This window comes from Micromonospora sp. NPDC001898 (genome assembly GCF_042891255.1).
GTDB lineage: Bacteria > Actinomycetota > Actinomycetes > Mycobacteriales > Micromonosporaceae > Micromonospora.
This window is the reverse complement of sequence record NZ_JBIATC010000005.1, coordinates 22275-41937: the sequence shown is the minus strand read 5'-3', so window position 1 is coordinate 41937 and position 19663 is coordinate 22275. Positions and strand designations below refer to the sequence as shown.

Sequence of the window (19663 nt, the reverse complement as noted above, 5' to 3'; positions counted from 1 at the left end):
TCCGAGCGGGCAGCGCCGGCGGCCCCACCCCTGCCGCCGGCGCTGCCCGGCGCGACCCGTCCGGCACGCGCCGCAGGAGCACGCCCGGCTGCGTAGCGTGCTCGCGGCCGGAGGGCTGAGCGACGGGGTTAGAGTCGGCGGGTGCGTACCGCTCAGCAGATCCTCGCCGATTCCGCCGTGATCGCCGTCGTGGGCGCGTCCCGCGACCCGAGCAAGGCCGCGCACCGGGTGCCGGCGCAGATGCAGCGGCACGGCTGGCGGATCATCCCGGTCAATCCGATGGTCGACGAACTGTTCGGCGAGCGGGCGTACGCGTCGCTGGCCGACATTCCGCACCCGGTCGACCTGGTCGACGTGTTCCGTCCCGCCCGGGACGCGGTCGAGGTGGTCCGCGAGGCGGTGGCGATCGGCGCGCCCGCGGTCTGGCTGCAGCTCGGCATCGTCTCGCCCGAGGCGCGGCGGATCGCCGAGAAGGCCGGCATCGACTATGTCGAGGACCGCTGCCTCATCGTCGAGCGCGCCGCCGCCGGGCTGACCCGCCTCGGCTGATCCCAGCGTCGGCGGGGCGACCGGCTCAGAGCTTGTACTCCTTGAGCAGGCCACGCGAGATGATCGTCTTCTGGATCTCCGAGGTGCCCTCGCCGATGAGCAGGAACGGGGCCTCCCGCATCAGCCGCTCGATCTCGTACTCCTTGGAGTAGCCGTAGCCGCCGTGGATGCGGAACGCCTCCTGGACCACCTCGGCGCAGTACTCGGAGGCGAGCAGCTTGGCCATCCCGGCCTCGACGTCGTTGCGCTGGCCGGCGTCCTTGAGCCGGGCGGCGTTGACCATCAGGGCGTGCGCGGCCTCGATCTTCGTGCCCATCTCGGCGAGCTTGAAGGCGATCGCCTGGTGCTTCGCCAGCGGCTGGCCGAAGGTCTTCCGCTGCTGGGCGTACGCGACGGCCAACTCGAAGGCGCGGATGGAGATGCCGCAGGCGCGGGCGGCGACGTTGACCCGGCCGACCTCGATGCCGTCCATCATCTGGTAGAAGCCGCGGCCGACCTTGTCCGGTCCGCCGAGCACGGCGGCGGCGGGGACGGTGACGCCGTCGAGGACCATCTCGGTGGTCTCGACGCCCTTGTAGCCCATCTTCTCGATCCTGCCGGGGATGGTCAGGCCGGGCGCGGTCTCGCCGAAGCCGGGCTCCTTCTCCAGCAGGAAGGTGCTCATGTTGCCGTACACCGAGTCGGCGCCGGTGTCGGTCCTGACCAGGGTCGCCACCACCGAGGAGTACGCCCCGTTGGTCAGCCACATCTTCTGGCCGTTCAGGACGTAGCTGTCGCCGTCGCGGACCGCCCTGGACTTGATCGCCGAGACGTCGGAGCCACACTCGGGCTCGGACATGGAGAACGCGCCGCGCACCTCGCCGGTCGCCATTCGCGGCAGCAGCCGGGCCTGCTGCTCGGCCGAGCCGTGCTGGGAGATCAGGTACGCCACGATGAAGTGGGTGTTGACGATGCCGGAGATCGACATCCAGCCCCGGGACAGCTCCTCGACCACCAGGGCGTAGGTCAGCAGGGACTCGCCGAGCCCGCCGTGCTCCTCGGCGATGGTGAGGCCGAACAGCCCCATCTCGCGCATCCCGTCGAGGATGTCGGTGGGGTACTCGTCGGCGTGCTCCAGCCGCTGCGCGTGCGGGATGATCTCCCTGTCGGCGAATTCCCGGACGGTTTCCAGGATCGAGCGCTGTACGTCGGTCAGGCCGGGCGTCTGGGCGAGTCGGGCCATCTCAGCCTCCGGGGATCGGCGCATTACTCATGGGTAACTGAACGCTCGGTAAGTATCGGCCTCCCGGCCGGCGAGGCCAAGGCAACCTGTCCACACAACCGCTGTGAAAAGGTTCACCGCTGCGGGTAGCGTCCGCAACAGGGCAGGTCACCGAGGGTGCGCGGGAGGGGCCGAATGAGTTGTCCACCGCAGGAGCCGGACCAGCCGCCGTCGCCGTACGAGCCGCCGCCCGGCGAGCCCGGCCGGTCGGGCCCGCCCCCGGGATACGAGCAGCAGTACGGGCAACCGGGCCAGTACGGCCCGCCCCCGGGATACGAGCAGTACGGCCAGCCAGGGCAGTACGGCCAGCCTGGGCAGTACCCCGGCCAGCCGCCGCCCGGCCGGGCGACGAACATCCTCGCCGTGTTGTCGCTGGTCTTCGCGTTCGTCTTCCCGCCTGCCGGCATCGTGTTCGGGCACGTGGCCAAGCAGCAGCTCCGGCGCACCGGCGAGGAGGGCGACCAGCTCGCCACCTGGGGCCTGATCCTCGGCTACCTCTTCACCGCGATCGGCCTGTTGGCCTGCTGCGGTTGGATGGCGCTGGCGATCTGGGGCAGCTCCGGTGGCGGTAGCTCCTACAACTGACGCCCGGGGCGGGTCAGCGGAACTGTGCCTCCCGCACGCTGTTCCCGCCGTCCACCACCAGCATCTGCCCGGTGATGTACGACGCGGCGGGCGAGCAGAGGAACGCGATCGCGGCGGCCACCTCGTCCGGGGTGCCGGGGCGGCCCACCGGGGTGCCGAGCCCCTGCCGGATCTCCGCCACCGTGGAGGCGGCCGTGTGGATGGTCCCCGGGGCCACCGAGTTCACCGTCACCCCGTCGGCGATCATCTCCATCGCCAGCGCCCGGGTCAGGCCGACCACGCCCGCCTTCGCGGCGGCGTACGCCGCCTCGGTGGGCAGGGCGTTGACCGGGCCGGCGGTGGCCGCCAAATTGACGATCCGCCCCCAGCCACGCTCGGCCATCCCGCCGATGAACGCGCGGCTGCACAGGAACGCGGTGGTCAGGTTCCGCTCGATCTCGCCGTGCCACTCCGCGTAGCTGAGCTGGGCCACCGGGCGTAGCACCTCGGGGCTGGCCCGGCTGGCCAGCCCGGCGTTGTTGACCAGCACCTCCACGTCGCCGAGTTGCTCGGCGACCGCGTCGGCGAGCGCCCCGACCTCCGACTCGTCGGTGAGGTCGGCGACGAACCCGGTCACCCCCAGCTCCCCGGCCCGTTCGTGGATGCGCCGAGTGGTGGACACGATGGCCACCCGGGCGCCCAGGTCGGCCAGCCGGCGGGCCGTGGCGTACCCGATGCCGTCGGGGCTGCCAGCCCCGGTGACCAGGGCGACCCTGCCGTCGAGCCGCATGGTTACGGGGTCGGCCAGCGGCGCCGGGGCGTCCTGGTCGGCCGGGGCTGTCGCGGCGGTGACCCGGCCGCGCCGGGCCAGGCCCGGTCGGCTCGCGTCCCGCCGCGGTCGGCTCCCGGAACGGTCCGCGGACCGCGCGTCTGCTGCCATGCCGAGATCCTGCCCGCTACGCCCCCGCCGGGCAACGCGGCACCCGGTAACGGGGGCCTCTCATTCTGGGCGGGCCTGGCTACCCTGACCGCGCACCCTCGACAGACGGAGAGAACCGATGACATATCCGCCGCCGTCCGGCACCGACCCCTGGTCCCAGCCGTCCACCCCACCCGTCGACCCCATCCTGCCGGTCAGCGGGCAGCCGATCCCCGGCCAGCCGACGGGCGCGGACCCGTACGCGCCCGTCGACCCGTACGCGCCCGTCGACCCGTACGCGGGGATGAAGTCGGGGCAGCCCGCGCCCGCCGCCGACCCGTACGCCGTGCCCGGCTACGCACCCGCCGGCTACCCGCCGGCCGGCTACCCCGGGTACGGGTACCCGCAGCCGCCGAGGACCAACGGCCTGGCCATCGCGGCACTGGTGCTCGCCCTGGTCGGCATCGCGTCCTGCATCACCGCGCCGGTCGGCGCGATCATGGGTCACGTCGCCCAGAAGCAGATCCGGCAGACCGGCGAGAGCGGTGAGGGGATGGCGAAGGCGGCCATCATCGTCGGCTGGATCCTCACCGGCCTGATGGTGCTGGGGATCATCTTCTACCTCGTGATGATCGGCATCGCGATCTACGCGGGCAGCACGAGCAGCAGCGGCACCTACTGACGCGCGGCCGGCACGACGGTCCGGTGCCGCCCCGGGCCCCGGGGTGGCACCGGCTCATCCCGCCTCGGGCGTGAAGCTGGAGGTGCGGGTCAGCCCGGCCGCGCGCCCCTTGGCCGCGATCACCAGGGCCATCTTGCGGGACGCCTCGTCGATCATCTCGTCGCCGAGCATCACCGCGCCGAGCCGGCCGCCCGCCTCCGAGGTGTAGTGCTCGTACGCGTCGAGGATCAGCTCCGCGTGGTCGTAGTCGGCCTGGGCCGGTGAGTAGACCTCGTTCGCGGCGTCGATCTGCCCGGGGTGCAGCACCCACTTGCCGTCGAAACCCAGCGCGGCCGACCGCCCGGCCACCTCCCGGAACGCGTCGACGTCCCGGATCTGCAGGAACGGGCCGTCGATGGCCTGCTTGTCGTGCATCCGGGCGGCCATCAGGATGCGCATCAGGATGTAGTGGTACGGGTCGCCCGGGTAGTCGGGGATGAGCGCGCCCACCACCAGGGACCTCATGTTGATCGAGGCCATGAAGTCGGCCGGCCCGAAGATGATGGTCTCCACCCGGGGCGACGCGGCGGCGATGGCGTCGACGTTGACCAGGCCGGCGGCGTTCTCGATCTGGGCCTCGATGCCGATCCGGCCGACCTGGAGGCCGAGGGTCTTCTCGATCTGGGTGAGCGTCAGGTCCAGCCACTGCACCTGGGCGGCGTTCTGCACCTTCGGCAGCATGACGCAGTCCAGGTTGGCGCCGGCCCCCTCGACGACCTCGATCACGTCCCGGTACGTCCAGGGGGTGGTGAGGTCGTTGACCCGGACCACCCGGGTCTTGCCGGCCCAGTCGCCCTCGTTGAGCGCGGCCACGATGTTCTTGCGCGCGTCCGGCTTGGCCAGCGGGGCCACCGCGTCCTCCAGGTCCAGGAAGACCTGGTCGGCGGGGAGGCCCTGGGCCTTGCCGAGCATCTTGACGCTGGAACCGGGCACGGCGAGGCAGGATCGGCGGGGACGACCGACAGCGGCCATGGATGCGCTCCTTCCCGCGTCGGCGGACCGGCCGACGGGCTGACGGGGCCCGCCGCGCCGGCGGACTTAACGATCGCAAAGGTGTTTGTGACGTCACGGTAGCCTCGTGCCGTGACCGGGGTGAATGGACCTGTGGAAGATCTCACTGGGCGTCGGATCGTGGTGGTGACCGGAGCCAGTTCCGGCATCGGACTGGCCGCCGCCGTGGACCTGGCGCGCCGTGGTGACCGGGTGGCACTGGTCGGCCGGGACCCGGCCCGCCTCCAGGCGGCCGGCGACCGCGTGCGGGACGCCAGCGGCGAGCGGCCCGAACTGTTCCGGGCCGACTTCGCGGTCCTCGACGACGTGCGGGGGCTGGCGGAACGGCTGCGCGCCGCGTACGACCGGATCGACGTGTTGGCCAACAACGCCGGGGCGATCGTGCTGCGTCCGGTCACCACGATCGACGGGTTCGAGCTGTCGATGCAGGCCAACCACCTGGCCCCGTTCCTGCTCAGCACCCTGCTACGGGATCGGGTCGGCAGGCTGGTGGTCACCGCCTCCGGGGCGCACCGCAGCGGCGTACTGGACCCGGACGACCTCAACGCCACGCTGCGCGGCTACCGGCCGATGCGCGCGTACGGCACCAGCAAGCAGGCGAACATCCTGTTCACCGCCGAGGCGGCCCGGCGGTGGCCGGAGATCCCCGCGTACTGCTTCCACCCGGGGGTGGTGCGGACCCGGTTCGGCGCGGACAGCCGGCTGGTGGCCCTGGGCATGCGGATCCTGCCGTTCCGCAGCCCGGAGAAGGGTGCCGAGACGCTGGTCTGGCTCGCCGACCAGGAGCCGGCCAGGCTGACGTCCGGCGGCTACTACGCCGACCGGCGGCCCCGCCGCCCGCTGCGCAAGGCCGCCGACCCACAGCTCGCCGCCCGCCTCTGGGCCGCCAGCGCGAAGGCGGTCGGCGTCGACGCCGGGTAGCCCGCCAGCCGCCACGCGGTGCCGGTCGCGCCCGCCTCACCCGGGCAGGTGCACCGGGACGCTGGTCACCACCACCCCGGCCAGTTCCCGCAGCGCCCGGCGCAGCCGCCGCTCCACCTGGCTGTGCAGCGGCCGGTGCCAGGGGTGGCGCAGCACCACCTCGGGCACGATCACGGTGAGCACCAGATCGGCCCTGGAGGCGTGCAGCGCCTCCAGGTAGTGGGCCAGCGGCCCGATCACCGCCCGGTACGGCGACACGATCGTCTCCAGTCGCAGGTGGTCCCCCCACGCCTCCCACTGGCCACGGAACCGGTCGGCCTCCTCCTCGTTCGGGGCGAGGTGCACCGCCAGGGTCGGCTGCCCGAGCGACGCCGCGTACGCGAGGGCACGCAGCGAGGCCCGGTTGAGCCGGGCCACCGGCACCACCACCAGGTGCCGGATCTGCTGTGGCACCTCCTGCCCCTCGGCCGGCAGGGACGGCCCGGGGGACGCCGAAGGAGTTCCGGGCGGGCGCGGCGCCAGTGCCCCGTCCAGCCGCCGGTAGTGCCGCTGTACCCGGTGGAAGAGCAGCACCAGCAACGGCACGGCGACGACCACCACCCAGGCGCCCTCGGCGAACTTGGCGACCGCGGCGGTCAGCAGGACCAACCCGGACAGCGTCGCGCCGAGCGCGTTGACCGCCAGCCGGCGTCCCCAGCGCGGCCCGCGCCGACGTCGCCAGTGCACCACCATCCCGGCCTGGGAGAGGGTGAACGCCAGGAACACCCCGACCGCGTAGAGCGGGATCAGCGCCTCGGTGTGCCCGCCGAAGGCGAGGAAGACGAGCGCCGCCGTGACGGAGAGGGCGACGAGGCCGTTGCCGAACGCCAGCCGGTCCCCCATGTGCAGGAACCGGCGCGGGGCGTGCCCGGCCCGGGCCATGAAGAACAGCAGCCGGGGAAAGTCGTTGAAGGCGGTGTTCGCGGCCAGCAGCAGGATCAGCGCGGTGGCCGCCTGCACCAGGGCGTACCAGGGGCCGGTGGGAAAGCTGCTCCGAGCGAGCTGGGACAGCATCGTCTCCCCCGGCCTGGGTGCCAGGCCGTTCAGGTGGATCAGCACGACGATGCCGGCGAACAGGACCACCAGCATGGCGACCATCCAGCTCAGGGTGGTACGCGCATTGCGCCACTCCGGCGGCCGGAACGCCGGAACCGCGTTGGACACCGCCTCGATGCCGGTCATCGACACCGCCCCGGAGGAGAACGCCCGCAGCACCAGCAGCAGGCCCAACCCCTCGGCCACCGGCACGTCCGGCGGCGGCAGCACCGCGAACCCCCGGCCGGCTGCCCGGAGGAAGCCGACGCCGAGCACCGCCAGCAGCGCGACGACGAAGGCGTACGTGGGGAGCACGAAAATGTTCCCGGCGGTACGGACGCCGCGAAGGTTGCCGGCGAGCAGCACCGCGATCATCAGCACACCGAGCGGAACGGCGAGCCCGGTGAGCCCCGGCAGGGCCGAAGTGACGGCGTGGATGCCGGCGGACACCGACACCGACACGGTCAGCACGTAGTCGATCATCAGCCCGGCCGCCGCGGCGAGCCCGGCACCTGTGCCCAGGTTGTCGCCGGCCACGATGTACGAGCCGGCACCGTGCGGGTAGGCCGGAATGGTCTGTCGGTAGGAGATCCCGACCGCGACCATCAGCAGCACCAGCAACGCGCCCAGCGGCAACGACAACCCCAACGCGGCGCCGCCCGCCAGCACCAGCACGGTCAGCATGGCCTCCGGCCCGTACGCCACCGAGCTGAGCAGGTCGGAGGAGAGCACCGGCAGGGCGACCAGCTTGCGCATCCGCTCGTACAGCACGGCCGCACTGCTCAGCGGTGGGCCGAGCAGCACCCGGCGGAGCCGGCCAAGGCCGCGACCCAGGCGGGATCCGGGCAGGTTCGCCGGCTCGGTGGCGACCAGCTCGTCGGGCTCCCCGGCCTGGAACATCTCGATCGGCGCCAGCCGGCCGAACCGGCTCGGGAGGGGTCGGCGGCGGTACCGCCCGAGGGTCGGGTCCACCGGCAGTTCACCCGCCGGCCCCGGCCGGTCCGGCCGGGTCACCTGCCACCGCTCCCCGATCCGGCGCAGCGATCCCAGTTCCTCCGGCCCCAGGGGCGGGAACTCCGCCGCCGGGGTGACGACCGTCCCCTCCCCACCGCCTTCGCCCATCCCACCGCCCCTCTCCCCTCGCACTGTCGCCGAAGAGGTGCGCCGGGGCGGGCGGAACCGCGACACTCGCCGCGAAAGTACGCGGAGTCAGGCCGGCGGACGCTCGGCGAGCGGGGTGGCGTCAGCGGGCAGCGGGGTGGGGACGACCCGGCGGCCGGCCCGCGCCCCACCGAGCACCACCACGACGACGCCCACCAGCAGCAGCGCGAGCCCGGGCAACGCGGTGGCCCGGGGGAGCTGGCCGAGCCAGGCCCAGGCGATCAGGGCGGCCCCAGGGGCCTCCAGCAGGATCAGCACGCTGACCGTGGTCGCCGGGATCCGGCGCAGCGCGTAGTTGAACATCGAGTGACCGAGGAGCTGGGCGCCGCCCACCAGGGCGAGGATCACCAGCCACGTGTCGACGTCCCAGCCGCCCAGCCGCACCCCGCCGACCAGGCAGACCGCCAGCAGGACCAGCGCGCACACCCCGTAGCAGACGGTGGTGTACGTGGTGGTGCTGACGGTGCTGCGGGCCCGCTCCCCGAGGGCGGTGTAGACCGCGGCGAACATGCCGCCGGCCAGCGCGAGCAGGTCGCCGGCGAACGCCGGGCCGGAGACGCCGAAGTCGGCCCCCGAGGCGAGCGCCGCGCCGCTAACCGACACCCCGATGCCGGCCCAGACCGCCGCCGGCAGCCGGCGCCCCTGACCCCGGGCGATCAGCCCCTGCCAGACCGGTTGGGTGGCGACCAGAGCGGTGGCTGCGGCAACGGAGGTGAGTCGGACGCTCGGCATCCAGGTGGCGAAGTGGGCGGCCAGCGCGACCCCGGAGAGCACGCAGTACCAGCCCTCGCGCCGGCCCGCGCCGACGGTCAGCGCCCGGAACTCGGCCCGCCGCCGGGCCAGCGCGAACGGGCCGAGCACGCCGACCGAGAGCAGGTTCCGCCAGAAGGCGATCGCCAGGGCCGGCGCGGCCGCGAAGGCGATCAGCGGCGCGGACGAGGAGACCGCGACGACGGCCAGGGCGACGACGCCGACGGTCGGCGCGTCGACCGGCGGGCGGTGCTGCGGGGGTACGGACACGGAAAGCAATCCTCACACGGCACGGGACAGCACAGAACGTCAGCACTCCGTTACGATCATGGAATTCCGTCGGCGACCCTCCCCTCGACGCCCGGAGGCACCTCCCCATGCCCGTCTTTCATGCGGTGCTGTTCGACTTCTTCGGCACACTCACCCGTTCCGTACAGCGCGGCACGGCCCACCGGTCCACCGCCGAACTGCTCGGTTGCCCGGTCGAGGCACTCGCCGCCGTGCTCGACCGCAGCTATTACGAGCGCGCCAGCGGTCGGTTCGGCGACGCCGAGGCGACCCTGCGCTGGGTCTGCGACCAGGCCGGGGTGAACCCGCCGGAGAGCGCGCTGCGCGCGGCGGTCCGGTCCCGACACCGGGCGGTCCGGGCCGACACCCGGCTGCGCGACGAGGCGGTGCCCGTGCTGGCGGCGCTGCGCCAGCGCGGCCTGGGCACCGGGTTGGTCAGCGACTGCACCCACGAACTGCCGGCGTTCCTGCCCCAGTTGGCCGTCGACCCGCTGCTCGACGTGCGGGTCTTCTCGGTGGAGCTCGGTCGCTGCAAGCCCGACCCGGCGCTCTACCTGGCCGCGTGCCGGCTGCTGGGGCTGCCGCCGACCGACTGCCTGTACGTCGGCGACGGGGGCAGCCGGGAGCTCACCGGCGCGGAGCAGGCGGGCCTGACGGCGGTGCGGCTGGCTGCCCCGGACCTGGCCGAGCACATGGTGTTCGACGCCGAACCGGACTGGACCGGGCCGGTGCTCCGCTCGCTGACCGAGGTCATCGAGCTGGTCGACCCGGCCGCCGTGCCGGCCTGACCCGCCACCCGGCCGGCCGTTCTGACCTGCTGGCAGTGCCCCACTGCGGCAAGCGGGGGCGGTTCAGCGGCGGCGGACCCGGTGCAGGCGGAACGGACTGCGAGTGACCCGGACCACCGGGGCCGGTCGGGGCGGCTCAGCGAGCGAGGAGTCCGGGAGCCGGGCGCCGGCTGTGGGCTCGCCGGTCGGAACCAGCCGGACCAGGGCGCAGCCCTCGGCGGCCCACCGCCGCACCAGGTCGGCCGTGGGGCCGGGGGCGTTCAGCCGCTTGGCGGCCACCGTCGGGGCCAGGGCCGTCCACTCCTCGCTATCGGGAGTCACCCGGGCCACCCGGGCCGGCCAGGCCACGATCCGCCCGCCGTGGTCGCCACGCAGGGTGACCTGCGCCTCGGCCGCCTCCGCCAGGCCTGGTGCCGCCTGCTCGCCGGGACCGCTCACCACCAGGAGCGACCCCTCGAACGGTACGCACCACAGCGCCCGCGCCGGCTCGCCCGCGACGCCCACCCAGGCGACAGCCGCCTTCTTCACCGCCTCGTCGACCAGGGGCGTCGCGACCCGCTCGTCCACCTCGTCCGTCACCCCGGCATCCTCCCGCATGTCCTCGGGCCCGCGCGACCGCACCGCCACCACGGGTCGGACCTTGCCGGCCCGCCGCACCCGAACACACACCGCGCCGCACCGCACCGCACACGCACCACACCACAGTGAACTGCACGCGCACCGCAGCGCACCGTCGACGCGGGCCCGGCGCGCCGCTCAGCCGACGAAGGGCGGGACGGCGATCTCGCCCCGGGCCACCGCCATCACGTCGCCGGTCACCGTGGCGCCGACCGCGGCGCCGTGGGCCGCCGTGACCGTGCAGGCCAGGAAGGACGGACGGTTGATCTCGGCGCCCTGCCGGACGTCGTAGGAGGAACGGCCGTCGCCCGGCAGCAGGCCGCTGGCGACCAGCCACACCCCGAGCCCGAGGGCGGCCGACCCGGTCGCCGGGTCCTCCGGGACACCGTGCCCGGGCACGAACACCCGGGCGTGAGCGGTTTGCGAGTCGGCCTCCCAGGAGAAGACGCTGACATGTTCGATCCCGTACCGCTCCGCCGCCGCCGCGTTGACCCGGGCGCGGGCCACCGCGTCCGGCCGCACCGGCAGGTACGGGAACTCCAGCCCGCAGCCGGCCACCCGGGGGGCCGGGCCGGCGTGGTCGTCGGCGGTCAGGCCGGTCGTCTCCAGCAGCGGCTCCAGGTCCAGCTCGGGGCCGAGGGTGGGAATGCCGCCGGTCAGCGTCGCGCCGGTCGCGGTCACCTCGATCGGCAGCGCCCCCGCCCCGCACTCCTGGGTGACCTGTCCCACGCCGAACATCCCGCGCCGGCTCGCGGTCACCGCCGCGCCGACGCTGGGGTGCCCGGCGAACGGCAGCTCGTCGGTCGGGGTGAAGATCCGCGCCCGGTAGGTGACCCCGGCCTGCGTGGGAGGCAGCACGAACACCGTCTCGGACAGGTTGAACTCCAGCGCGAGCGCCTGCATCTGCTCGGTGGCCAGCCCTTCGGCGCCGAACACCACGGCCAGCGGGTTACCGGCGAAGGGGCGGTCGGTGAAGACGTCCACGATCTCGTACGCCAAGGTCGACATGTTGATAAACAGTAGGCGCTTAGGCTGGTGCCCGTGAGCACGCCGAACCGGGTCTACATCGCCCGACTCGCCGGAGTCGCCGTCTTCGACCCGAACGGCGACCAGGTAGGACGGGTGCGGGACGCGGTTGCCCGGATCCGGCCGACCCAGCGCCCCCCCGAGGTCGTGGGTCTGGTGGCGGAGATGCCGATGCGCCGGCGGATCTTCCTGTCCATCAACCGGATCACCTCCATCGACGCCGACGCGGTGGTGCTCGGCACCGGCACCCTCAACCTGCGCCGGTTCGAGAAGCGCCCCAACGAGCTGCTGGTGCTCCAGGAGCTGCTGGACCGGCGGGTGCAGATCGACCCGGGCGGCCAGCCTGGCGCGGTGGTCGACGTGGCGATGGAGTGCAGCCGGGGCGGCGAGTGGTCGCTGAGCCGGGTGGCAGTCCGCGAACACACTGGCCGACTCACCCGCCGTGGCCACCTCCAGCAGGTCGACTGGGACCGGGTGCGCGGCCTGAGCGGCATCGGCGAGAACCGGGGTACGGCGAACCTGCTCGCCGTACTGGAGGACATGCGCCCGGCCGACCTGGCCAACGCCCTCCAGGACCTGCCCGACGCCCGACGGAACGAGGTGGCGGCGGCGCTGGACGACGAGCGGCTGGCCGACGTGCTCAGCGAGCTGCCCGAGCGCGACCAGGTGGAGATCCTCGCCGCGCTGGACCGGGAGCGGGCCGCGGACGTACTGGAGGAGATGGACCCGGACGACGCCGCCGACCTGCTCAACGAGCTGCCCCCGTCCGAGCAGGACATGCTGCTCGACCTGATGGAGCCGAACGAGGCAGACCCGGTACGCCAGCTGCTGAAGTACACCTCCGGCACGGCCGGCAGTGTGATGACCTCGGAGCCGGTGATCCTGCCCCCGGACGCCACGGTCGCCGAGGCCCTCGCCCGGATCCGGGAGGAGCACCTCTCCCCTGCGGTGGCCGCCCAGGTCTTCGTGACCCGCGCGCCGATGACCACCCCGACCGGGCGTTTCCTGGGCATGGTGCACTTCCAGCGGCTGCTCCGCGAGCCGCCGGCCGACCTGCTCGGCGGGGTGGTGGTCAACGACATCGACCCGCTGCGCCCCGCCACGCCGCTGCCGGAGATCACCCGCCGGATGGCCACGTACGACCTGGTCGCCATGCCGGTCGTGGACCGCAGCAACCGCCTGGTCGGCGCGGTCACGGTCGACGACGTGCTGGACCACTCGTTGCCGCGCGACTGGCGGGACCGGGACGCCGAGTCCGCCCCGAGCGGGCCCGTGGTGCTGGACGGCGCGGATGAGTGAGCAGCGTCGGGCCGAGCGGCTGGACCAACCGCGCGAGCCCCGGGGTGTGAAGCTGCCCCGGTTCGACGCGGAGGCGTTCGGCCGCTGGTCCGAGGGGATCGCCCGGGGCATGGGCACGGCCAACTTCATCGTCTACATGACGGTGGTGATCGCCGCCTGGTTCGTCTGGAACACGCTGGCCCCGGCGAGCCTGCGCTTCGACCCGTACACCTTCACCTTCCTGACCCTGGTGCTCTCCCTCCAGGCCTCGTACGCGGCGCCGCTGATCCTGCTCGCGCAGAACCGGCAGACGGACCGGGACCGGGTGGGGATGGAGGAGGACCGGCGCCGGGCGACGATGCAGAAGGCGGACACGGAGTACCTGGCCCGGGAGGTCGCCGCGCTGCGGATCGCGCTGGGCGAGGTGGCGACCCGGGACTTCCTCCGCTCGGAGCTGGCCCGGCTGGCCGAGGAGCTGGACGAGGCCGGCCAGCGCCGGCAACGGCTGGATCGCCGGCAGCAGGACAAGCCGGCCCCCCACCAGGCCGGGGAGCCCCGCGCTCGCGGAGAACGACGTGGTCGCGGGGAGCCTCGTGGTTCCAGGGAGGGCCAGGGGTCCGATGAGACGCCTGAGTCCAGGCAGACGCGTGACGCCAGGGAGACGCTCAAGGCCGGGGAGACGCCTGGGGCCGGGGAGCCGCTCGACGAGCCGATCGACGAACTGGACGGCGACTTTGCCCGGGACGGCCGCCCGGAGGGCCCAGCCCGGGAACGCTGACGGGACGGGAACCCTGTCCATCGATTCGCTCACACCGGTCCCGGCGGCGGCCGGCACGGATCGCCCCCGACGTAGCATTGCGGGCATGTCAGCACCCGTCAGCACCGTCGAGGACGCCATCCAGGCCGCCCTGGCCACCGTCGACGACCCGGAAATCCGCCGGCCCATCACCGATCTCGGCATGGTCCGCTCCGCCCAGGTCGGCGACGACGGCGTGGTCCGGGTCGAGCTGCTGCTCACCGTGGCCGGCTGCCCGCTGAAGGACAAGCTGCGTACCGACATCACCGCCGCCGTGGGCGCGGTGCCCGGGGTGACCGGGGTGGAGATCGAGTTCGGGGTGATGAGCCCCGAGCAGCGCCAGGATCTCCAGGCGAAGCTGCGGGGCGGCGGTGGCGCCGCCGCGGAGCCGGTGATCCCGTTCGCCCAGCCCGGCTCCCGCACCCGCGTCTACGCGGTGGCCAGCGGCAAGGGCGGCGTGGGCAAGTCCAGCGTCACGGTCAACCTGGCCGCCGCGCTGGCCGCCCGGGGCCTGTCGGTGGGCGTGGTGGACGCCGACATCTACGGACACTCGGTGCCCCGGATGCTCGGCACGGACGCCCGTCCCACCCGCGTCGAGGACATGATCATGCCGCCGCAGTCGCACGGCGTGAAGGTCATCTCGATCGGCATGTTCACCGCCGGCAACGCCGCCGTGGTGTGGCGCGGCCCGATGCTGCACCGGGCGTTGCAGCAGTTCCTGGCCGACGTCTACTGGGGCGAGCTGGACGTGCTCCTGCTGGACCTGCCCCCGGGCACCGGCGACGTGGCCATTTCGCTGGCCCAGCTCCTGCCGAACGCGGAGATCCTCGTGGTGACCACCCCGCAGGCCGCCGCCGCCGAGGTGGCCGAGAGGGCCGGCGCGATCGCGGTGCAGACCCACCAGCGGGTGGTCGGCGTGATCGAGAACATGTCCTGGCTGGAACTGCCCGACGGCACCCGGATGGAGGTCTTCGGCTCCGGCGGCGGCGCGGTGGTCGCCGAGTCGCTGACCCGGACGATCGGCGCCCAGGTGCCACTGCTGGGGCAGATCCCGCTGGACACCCGGGTCCGGGAGTCCGGCGACGCCGGCAACCCGATCGTGCTGGCCGAGCCGGAGTCGCCGGCGGCGAAGGCCCTTAACGGGGTCGCCGACCGGCTTGCGGTGCGGCGGGAGTCCCTGCTCGGCAAGCCGCTCGGCCTGAAGCCCGCCGGCCGCTGACCCGGCCAGCCGTCGTATCGAACGGGGGCGGCGCGCTCCGTACGGGGCGCGCCGCCCCCGTTCGGCTCCCAGCCCGGGGGCTGCCGGACGTCGGCTTCAGCACCGGCCGGCGGCAGTCGGAGCTGCTCGGCAAGGGCCGGCTGCGCTAGCCGGTCAGGTGGCGTCGTCGTAGCTGGCCGTGCGGGGGGCGGGGGCCGTCGCGGGGCCACCCGCGGTCGAACCGCCAGGGGTCTTCGTCCGCAGGTCCGCCGCGGCGGCCACGTCCTTGAGGTCGTCGTGCACGCCGGTGACGTCGGCCCGCAGGTTGTCGTACACGCCCTGGAGGGGCTTCCGGATCGCCTGCTCGTCCTCCTCGCTGAGCAGGTGCTTGCGGATGAACGCCTTCGGGTGCAGGTCCTCAAGCTGGATGTCGGTGCCCAGTTCGCGGCTGAGGTCGCCGGTCGCGTTGCGGGCCATGGCGCGCAGGTTGCGGACCATCCGCAGCCCGTCATTGATCACGACGGGCAGCCGGTCACCGAAGATCAGCAGCGCCAGGAGCAGCAGCGCACCGATCTCCCACCAGTTCAGGTTGTCGAACACTGCTGGCCTCCTCGTCGGCGTCAGCCAAGACTACGCACGTCGGACGCCCGACCGGGAGGGGGTAACGGGTCTCACTTGGCGTCTGCGGCGAGGGTCACCGACGCGTTCTGCCGGTTCGACCCCCGTCGATACTCCACCGTCACCACCGACCCCGGGGCGAACTTCCGCACCAGAGCGATCAGGTCGGTGGAGTCGGCCATCGGGCGGCCGTTGAGCCGCAGGATGACGTCCCCCGCCCGCAGCCCTGCCCCGGCCGCCGGGCCGGCCGGTTCCACCGCCGCCAGCCGTACGCCGCCCGCGCCGCCGCTGGCCGCGCCGGTGCCGCCGACCTGGGCGCCGATCACCGTGCGCCGGGCCTTGCCGGTGCCGATGATTTCCTGGGTGACCCGTTTCGCCTGGTTGATCGGGATGGCGAAGGCGAGCCCGATGTTGCCGGCCTCCTGGCCGTTCGCCACCAGCGACTTGATCGTCGAATTCACCCCGACCACCCGCCCCGCCCCGTCCACCAGCGGGCCGCCGGAGTTGCCGTGGTTGACCGCGGCATCGGTCTGGATGGCCGCGTAGTAGCGGGTCGGGCCGCCGGGCTCGCCGGCCTGCATCGTCCGGTCCACGGCGCTCACGATGCCGGCGGTCACCGTGTTGGCCAGCGACAGCGGCGAGCCGACGGCCAACACCGGATCGCCGACCGCGAGTGCGTCCGAGTCGCCGAACTCCACCGGCCGCAGGCCGGTACGGGACACCTTGATCACCGCGATGTCGGACTCCGGGTCCCGGCCGACCACGGTGGCGGTGGCGGTGCTGCCGTCGTTGAGGACCACCGTCGCCTTGCCAGTGCCGCCGGCGACGACGTGGTCGTTGGTGACCACGTGTCCGTCGGTGCTGACGATGAAGCCGGAACCCTCGCTGGTGCCGCCCAGGCCGGCCACCCGGACCGTCACCACGCTGGGCAGGATCTTCTCGGCGACCCCGGCCAGCGACTCCGGCCGGCGCTGGGCGAGCGCGGGCGGGTCGGCGGCGCCGGCACCGGCGCCGAGCACGGACCCGCCGGCCACGCCGCCGCGCACCGCGAAGGCGTACCCGAGGGCGCCGCCGAGGGTGCCGGCGAGCAGCGCGGTGATCAGCGGGATCAGCAGCAACTGGCGCAGAGCCGGCCGGCCGGGCGCGTCCGGGTCGGTGACCCGCTCCGGCTCGGTGTCGGCACCCCCGACCGGGCCGGGCACGACCACCGCCGCGGGGGCGTACGGATCCCGCCAGGGGTCGGCGAGCGCATCGGACCACCAGGGCGAACTCGTCGGGCCGCCCGGAGGGCCGTCGGACGCCCTCGGGGACCCCGCCGGCGTCGCCCCGCTCCCCGGCGGGCCCGCCGGCGTCGGAGTTCCCCCGGGCTGGCGCCAGTCCCAGCCGTCGGTCACGTAGGCCTCCCAGTCGTCCCCCGGCTCCCCCGCTTCGGACCGGCACGGGAGGCCGATCCCGACGACGGGGGATACCGCATCCAGGATTACACGAACGCCGCGCGTGCAGTCAGCGGTTGCCGTCGGTGATCGTCGGCCAGCAACCCCCGTCCGGCACGTCCACATGATCGTCCGAGACCGGACTCGCGGCTGCATCCGTCCGGCCCCGCCTCTAGGCTCATAGCGCCAACCCGCCCCTGACGGAGGTGTCCCATCGCCACGGCCGCCAGTTCCGGCAGCTCGATGCTCCAAACGTTGCAGTTCGCCGAGTCGTACGTCACCGAGGACCTCGTGTTGCGGACCGCCCGCAGCCTCGCCCACGAGGTGGGCCTCGACGCGGTGACCCCAGGTGCGGGGGCGGCACTGCGGCTGCTCGCCGCCGCCGGCAGTGCCCGGGCGGTGGTGGAGATCGGCACCGGCACCGGGGTCAGTGGGCTGTGGCTGCTGCGCGGCATGCGCGTGGACGGCGTCCTCACCACGATCGACGTGGAGGTGGAGCACCAGCGGATCGCCCGCCGGATCTTCGCCGAGGCGGGCTTCCCCGCCGGGCGTACCCGGATCATCACCGGCCGGGCGCTGGACGTCCTTCCTCGGCTCGCCGACGGCGCGTACGACCTGGTCTTCGTCGACACCGAGGCCACCAGCTTCAGCTCCTGCGTGGACGCGGCGCTGCGGCTGCTGCGCCCCGGCGGGGTGCTCGCGCTGCACGGCACCCTGGCCGGCGGTCGGATCGGCGACCCGTCCGCCCGGGACGTGGAGACGGTGACCACCCGGGAGACGATCAAGGCGATCCGGGAGTCCGAGCACTGGACGCCGGCGCTGCTCCCCGTCGGGCACGGCCTGCTCGCCGCGGTCAAGTGCTGAGCGGCCACCACCCGCGCGCCCCTGTCGGCCGCTGAGCCTCACGGACCGCCCCGGTTCGGTAGGCGGCCCCGCCATCCGCAGCCGGGTGCACCGCTCAGCGGCGACGCCGGGCCGCCCGGCGCGAAAGCCAGCCGGTCGGAAACGCCGGGCCGATCGGGAACGCCGGGCCGGTCAGGGACGCCGGCCGGTGGGCGCGACGGCGGGGCGGTCAGTCAAGGGTGCCGAGCCAGCGCAGCAGGCCCCGGACGCCCCAGCCGGTGGCCCCCCGGGCCAGCTCGGCGGCGTCGCCGTCGGCCCAGGACGGCGCGGACATGTCGATGTGCAGCCAGCGCCCCCGCAGATCGCCGGTGAACTCGCGCAGATAGAGCGCGGCCAGCACCGAGCCGGCGCCCTGGTTGGGGGCGCTGTACAGGTCGGCCACCTCACTGCCGAGGTGCTCGACGTAGTCGGCCGGCAGCGGCATCCGCCAGGCTGCCTCGCCGGCCGCGTCGATCGCCGCCAGCAGGTCGGCGGCCAGCTCGTCGTTGTCGGAGTAGAGGGCGCCGGTGCGCTTGCCGAGCGCCACCGCGTTCGCGCCGGTCAGGGTGGCCAGGTCGAGCAGCAGGTCGGGCTTGAGCTCGGCGGCGGCGTACGCCAGCGCGTCGGCGAGCACCAGCCGACCCTCGGCGTCGGAGTTGGTGGTCTCGCTGGTGACGCCGCCGTAGTGCGTGACGACGTCGCCGGGGCGGAACGCCGACCCGCTGACCGCGTTCTCCGCCAGCGGCACCAGGGTGGTGACCCGGACCGGCAGCCCCAGCGCCGCCGCGCCCAGGGTGGCGCCTACCACCGCGGCGGCCCCGGCCATGTCCTTCCGCATCAGCTTCATCGCCGCCACCGGCTTGATCGAGATGCCGCCGGTGTCGAAGGTGATCCCCTTGCCGACCAGCACCACATGAGTACGCGCCCCGGCCGGCCGCCAGTCCAACTCGACGAGGCGGGGGCCGCTGGCCGAGCCGCCCCCGACGGCGAGGATGCCGCCGAAGCCCTCGGCGGCCAGTTCGTCCGGCTGCCGCACGCGCACGTGCAGGTCGGGCTGGCCGGCCACCGCCGCCTCGACCTGCTCGGCGAACCACTGCGGGTTCTTCACCGAGGACGGGGTGTTGGTCAGGTCCCGGGCCAGGTGGGTCATTCGCGCGGTGACCTCGGCCGTGGTCAGCACGCCGGCGTACCGGGACGGGTCGGTCACCAGCAGGTCGACGCCGGCCAGGGCGGGGCGCTCGCCGGCCTCGGTCAGCCGGAACCGGTAGGACGCCAGCAGGAGCCCCTCGACGAGGCCACGCACCGCCTCGGCCGGGGCGTCGCCCGGCAGCCCGACCGTGAGATGTGTCTCACCTCCCGCAGTCCGGGCCAATGCGGCCCCCGCCGCACGCCATCCGGCCTCGTCGCCGGCCCCGATCCCGGCCAGCAGCAGCCGCCCCGGGGTGCGCCCGGGGCGCAGGTGCAGGTGCACCTCGCCGGCCCGGCCGGTGGCCCGGGCCGCAGGTGCGAGGGCGGCCGCCTCGGCCAGCACGTCGTCGTCGGGCACGGGCAGGCCGGCCGGCAGCGTGGCTGGGGCGTCCCCGCCCTCGGCGGCCTGCGCGGGTCGGATGGGCAGGGCCAGGGAGTCGGACCGCTCGGGCCCGCTCACCAGACGGATGGCCAGCACGCTGCAAGGACCTCCAGAACGACCGGGAGAACGGGCCCGGCACCCGTACCAAAGATGAAGGCCCTGAGCCACCGGCGGGGCCGGTGGCTCAGGGTTGTACGAACCGTCCGCTCGACGACCGTCGGCCGGACCGCTCCTCGG

Annotated in this window: 18 protein-coding genes and 1 pseudogene; 9 read left to right on the top strand and 10 right to left on the bottom strand. The window is 73.8% G+C overall.

The window, feature by feature from the left end; all coding sequences use genetic code 11:
• Positions 1-141 precede the first annotated feature (141 nt).
• Complete coding sequence (locus ACFYZF_RS13245) at positions 142-549, top strand: CoA-binding protein (RefSeq protein ID WP_387019444.1); 408 nt, start codon at positions 142-144, stop codon at positions 547-549.
• A 25-nt stretch (positions 550-574) separates the two neighbouring features.
• Here ACFYZF_RS13245 and ACFYZF_RS13240 read toward each other — a convergent pair whose 3' ends face one another.
• A complete protein-coding gene (locus tag ACFYZF_RS13240; RefSeq protein WP_387020362.1) occupies positions 575-1771 on the bottom strand; it encodes an acyl-CoA dehydrogenase family protein in 1197 nt (398 codons plus the stop codon).
• Between the two features lie 174 nt (positions 1772-1945).
• On the opposite strand from ACFYZF_RS13240, the gene ACFYZF_RS13235 reads away from it, so the two are divergent.
• Positions 1946-2395: a DUF4190 domain-containing protein gene (locus tag ACFYZF_RS13235; protein WP_387019441.1), complete on the top strand. Its 450-nt coding sequence runs from the start codon at positions 1946-1948 to the stop codon at positions 2393-2395.
• A gap of 13 nt (positions 2396-2408) precedes the next feature.
• Here the strand turns inward: ACFYZF_RS13235 and ACFYZF_RS13230 are convergent, their stop codons facing one another.
• The gene (locus tag ACFYZF_RS13230) at positions 2409-3245 is read right to left on the bottom strand and encodes an SDR family NAD(P)-dependent oxidoreductase (RefSeq protein ID WP_387020359.1); all 837 of its coding nucleotides are present in this window, start codon (positions 3243-3245) and stop codon (positions 2409-2411) included.
• A 187-nt stretch (positions 3246-3432) separates the two neighbouring features.
• Between ACFYZF_RS13230 and ACFYZF_RS13225 the strand changes: the two genes are divergently transcribed.
• On the top strand, positions 3433-3975 hold the full coding sequence (locus ACFYZF_RS13225; RefSeq protein WP_387019439.1) for a DUF4190 domain-containing protein: 543 nt from the start codon (positions 3433-3435) through the stop codon (positions 3973-3975).
• Positions 3976-4029: 54 nt separating this feature from the next.
• On the opposite strand, the gene ACFYZF_RS13220 is transcribed toward ACFYZF_RS13225, so the two are convergent.
• Positions 4030-4986 carry an HpcH/HpaI aldolase/citrate lyase family protein gene (locus ACFYZF_RS13220; RefSeq protein WP_387019436.1) on the bottom strand — a complete coding sequence of 319 codons (957 nt, stop codon included), beginning with the start codon at positions 4984-4986 and terminating at the stop codon, positions 4030-4032.
• Between the two features lie 132 nt (positions 4987-5118).
• Between ACFYZF_RS13220 and ACFYZF_RS13215 the strand changes: the two genes are divergently transcribed.
• Positions 5119-5946, top strand: coding sequence for an SDR family NAD(P)-dependent oxidoreductase (locus ACFYZF_RS13215; RefSeq protein WP_387019432.1), 828 nt, complete (start codon positions 5119-5121; stop codon positions 5944-5946).
• Between the two features lie 36 nt (positions 5947-5982).
• Here the strand turns inward: ACFYZF_RS13215 and ACFYZF_RS13210 are convergent, their stop codons facing one another.
• On the bottom strand, positions 5983-8142 hold the full coding sequence (locus ACFYZF_RS13210) for an APC family permease (protein ID WP_387019429.1): 2160 nt from the start codon (positions 8140-8142) through the stop codon (positions 5983-5985).
• 87 nt (positions 8143-8229) lie between these two features.
• Complete coding sequence (locus tag ACFYZF_RS13205) at positions 8230-9210, bottom strand: DMT family transporter (RefSeq protein ID WP_387019426.1); 981 nt, start codon at positions 9208-9210, stop codon at positions 8230-8232.
• Positions 9211-9308: 98 nt separating this feature from the next.
• On the opposite strand from ACFYZF_RS13205, the gene ACFYZF_RS13200 reads away from it, so the two are divergent.
• A complete protein-coding gene (locus ACFYZF_RS13200; RefSeq protein ID WP_387019423.1) occupies positions 9309-10007 on the top strand; it encodes an HAD family hydrolase in 699 nt (232 codons plus the stop codon).
• 63 nt (positions 10008-10070) lie between these two features.
• Here the strand turns inward: ACFYZF_RS13200 and ACFYZF_RS13195 are convergent, their stop codons facing one another.
• Together ACFYZF_RS13195 and ACFYZF_RS13190 are read right to left on the bottom strand one after the other, a co-directional pair.
• Positions 10071-10604 (bottom strand): hypothetical protein, encoded by a 534-nt coding sequence (locus ACFYZF_RS13195; protein WP_387020357.1) that lies wholly within the window; start codon positions 10602-10604, stop codon positions 10071-10073.
• Between the two features lie 159 nt (positions 10605-10763).
• Positions 10764-11633 carry a PhzF family phenazine biosynthesis protein gene (locus ACFYZF_RS13190; protein WP_387019421.1) on the bottom strand — a complete coding sequence of 290 codons (870 nt, stop codon included), beginning with the start codon at positions 11631-11633 and terminating at the stop codon, positions 10764-10766.
• Positions 11634-11666: 33 nt separating this feature from the next.
• Between ACFYZF_RS13190 and ACFYZF_RS13185 the strand changes: the two genes are divergently transcribed.
• The 3 genes and pseudogenes from ACFYZF_RS13185 (at position 11667) to ACFYZF_RS13175 (ending at position 14944) form a co-directional block, all read left to right on the top strand.
• Positions 11667-12950 carry a magnesium transporter MgtE N-terminal domain-containing protein gene (locus ACFYZF_RS13185; protein ID WP_387019418.1) on the top strand — a complete coding sequence of 428 codons (1284 nt, stop codon included), beginning with the start codon at positions 11667-11669 and terminating at the stop codon, positions 12948-12950.
• Positions 12943-13447: pseudogene (locus ACFYZF_RS13180) on the top strand (DUF1003 domain-containing protein); the annotation flags it as partial. The gene ACFYZF_RS13185 and the pseudogene ACFYZF_RS13180, both read left to right, overlap by 8 nt.
• Positions 13448-13792: 345 nt before the next feature.
• Positions 13793-14944: an Mrp/NBP35 family ATP-binding protein gene (locus ACFYZF_RS13175; RefSeq protein ID WP_387019415.1), complete on the top strand. Its 1152-nt coding sequence runs from the start codon at positions 13793-13795 to the stop codon at positions 14942-14944.
• Positions 14945-15097: 153 nt separating this feature from the next.
• On the opposite strand, the gene ACFYZF_RS13170 is transcribed toward ACFYZF_RS13175, so the two are convergent.
• Both ACFYZF_RS13170 and ACFYZF_RS13165 read right to left on the bottom strand, forming a co-directional pair.
• Positions 15098-15523, bottom strand: coding sequence for a preprotein translocase subunit TatB (locus ACFYZF_RS13170; RefSeq protein WP_387019412.1), 426 nt, complete (start codon positions 15521-15523; stop codon positions 15098-15100).
• Between the two features lie 71 nt (positions 15524-15594).
• Positions 15595-16935 (bottom strand): trypsin-like peptidase domain-containing protein, encoded by a 1341-nt coding sequence (locus tag ACFYZF_RS13165; protein WP_387019409.1) that lies wholly within the window; start codon positions 16933-16935, stop codon positions 15595-15597.
• A 282-nt stretch (positions 16936-17217) separates the two neighbouring features.
• On the opposite strand from ACFYZF_RS13165, the gene ACFYZF_RS13160 reads away from it, so the two are divergent.
• Positions 17218-17838: an O-methyltransferase gene (locus tag ACFYZF_RS13160; RefSeq protein ID WP_387019406.1), complete on the top strand. Its 621-nt coding sequence runs from the start codon at positions 17218-17220 to the stop codon at positions 17836-17838.
• 208 nt (positions 17839-18046) lie between these two features.
• Here the strand turns inward: ACFYZF_RS13160 and ACFYZF_RS13155 are convergent, their stop codons facing one another.
• Complete coding sequence (locus ACFYZF_RS13155; RefSeq protein ID WP_387019403.1) at positions 18047-19522, bottom strand: leucyl aminopeptidase family protein; 1476 nt, start codon at positions 19520-19522, stop codon at positions 18047-18049.
• Between the last annotated feature and the right edge of the window lie 141 nt (positions 19523-19663).

Bases quoted from the DNA above. Each gene is read 5' to 3' on its own strand.
- ACFYZF_RS13240 (WP_387020362.1), bottom strand. From the start codon at position 1,771: ATGGCCCGACTCGCCCAGACGCCCGGCCTGACCGACGTACAGCGCTCG.
- ACFYZF_RS13235 (WP_387019441.1), top strand. From the start codon at position 1,946: ATGAGTTGTCCACCGCAGGAGCCGGACCAGCCGCCGTCGCCGTACGAG.
- ACFYZF_RS13225 (WP_387019439.1), top strand. From the start codon at position 3,433: ATGACATATCCGCCGCCGTCCGGCACCGACCCCTGGTCCCAGCCGTCC.
- ACFYZF_RS13220 (WP_387019436.1), bottom strand. From the start codon at position 4,986: ATGGCCGCTGTCGGTCGTCCCCGCCGATCCTGCCTCGCCGTGCCCGGT.
- ACFYZF_RS13210 (WP_387019429.1), bottom strand. From the start codon at position 8,142: ATGGGCGAAGGCGGTGGGGAGGGGACGGTCGTCACCCCGGCGGCGGAG.
- ACFYZF_RS13200 (WP_387019423.1), top strand. From the start codon at position 9,309: ATGCCCGTCTTTCATGCGGTGCTGTTCGACTTCTTCGGCACACTCACC.
- ACFYZF_RS13195 (WP_387020357.1), bottom strand. From the start codon at position 10,604: ATGCGGGAGGATGCCGGGGTGACGGACGAGGTGGACGAGCGGGTCGCG.
- ACFYZF_RS13190 (WP_387019421.1), bottom strand. From the start codon at position 11,633: ATGTCGACCTTGGCGTACGAGATCGTGGACGTCTTCACCGACCGCCCC.
- ACFYZF_RS13175 (WP_387019415.1), top strand. From the start codon at position 13,793: ATGTCAGCACCCGTCAGCACCGTCGAGGACGCCATCCAGGCCGCCCTG.
- ACFYZF_RS13160 (WP_387019406.1), top strand. From the start codon at position 17,218: ATGCTCCAAACGTTGCAGTTCGCCGAGTCGTACGTCACCGAGGACCTC.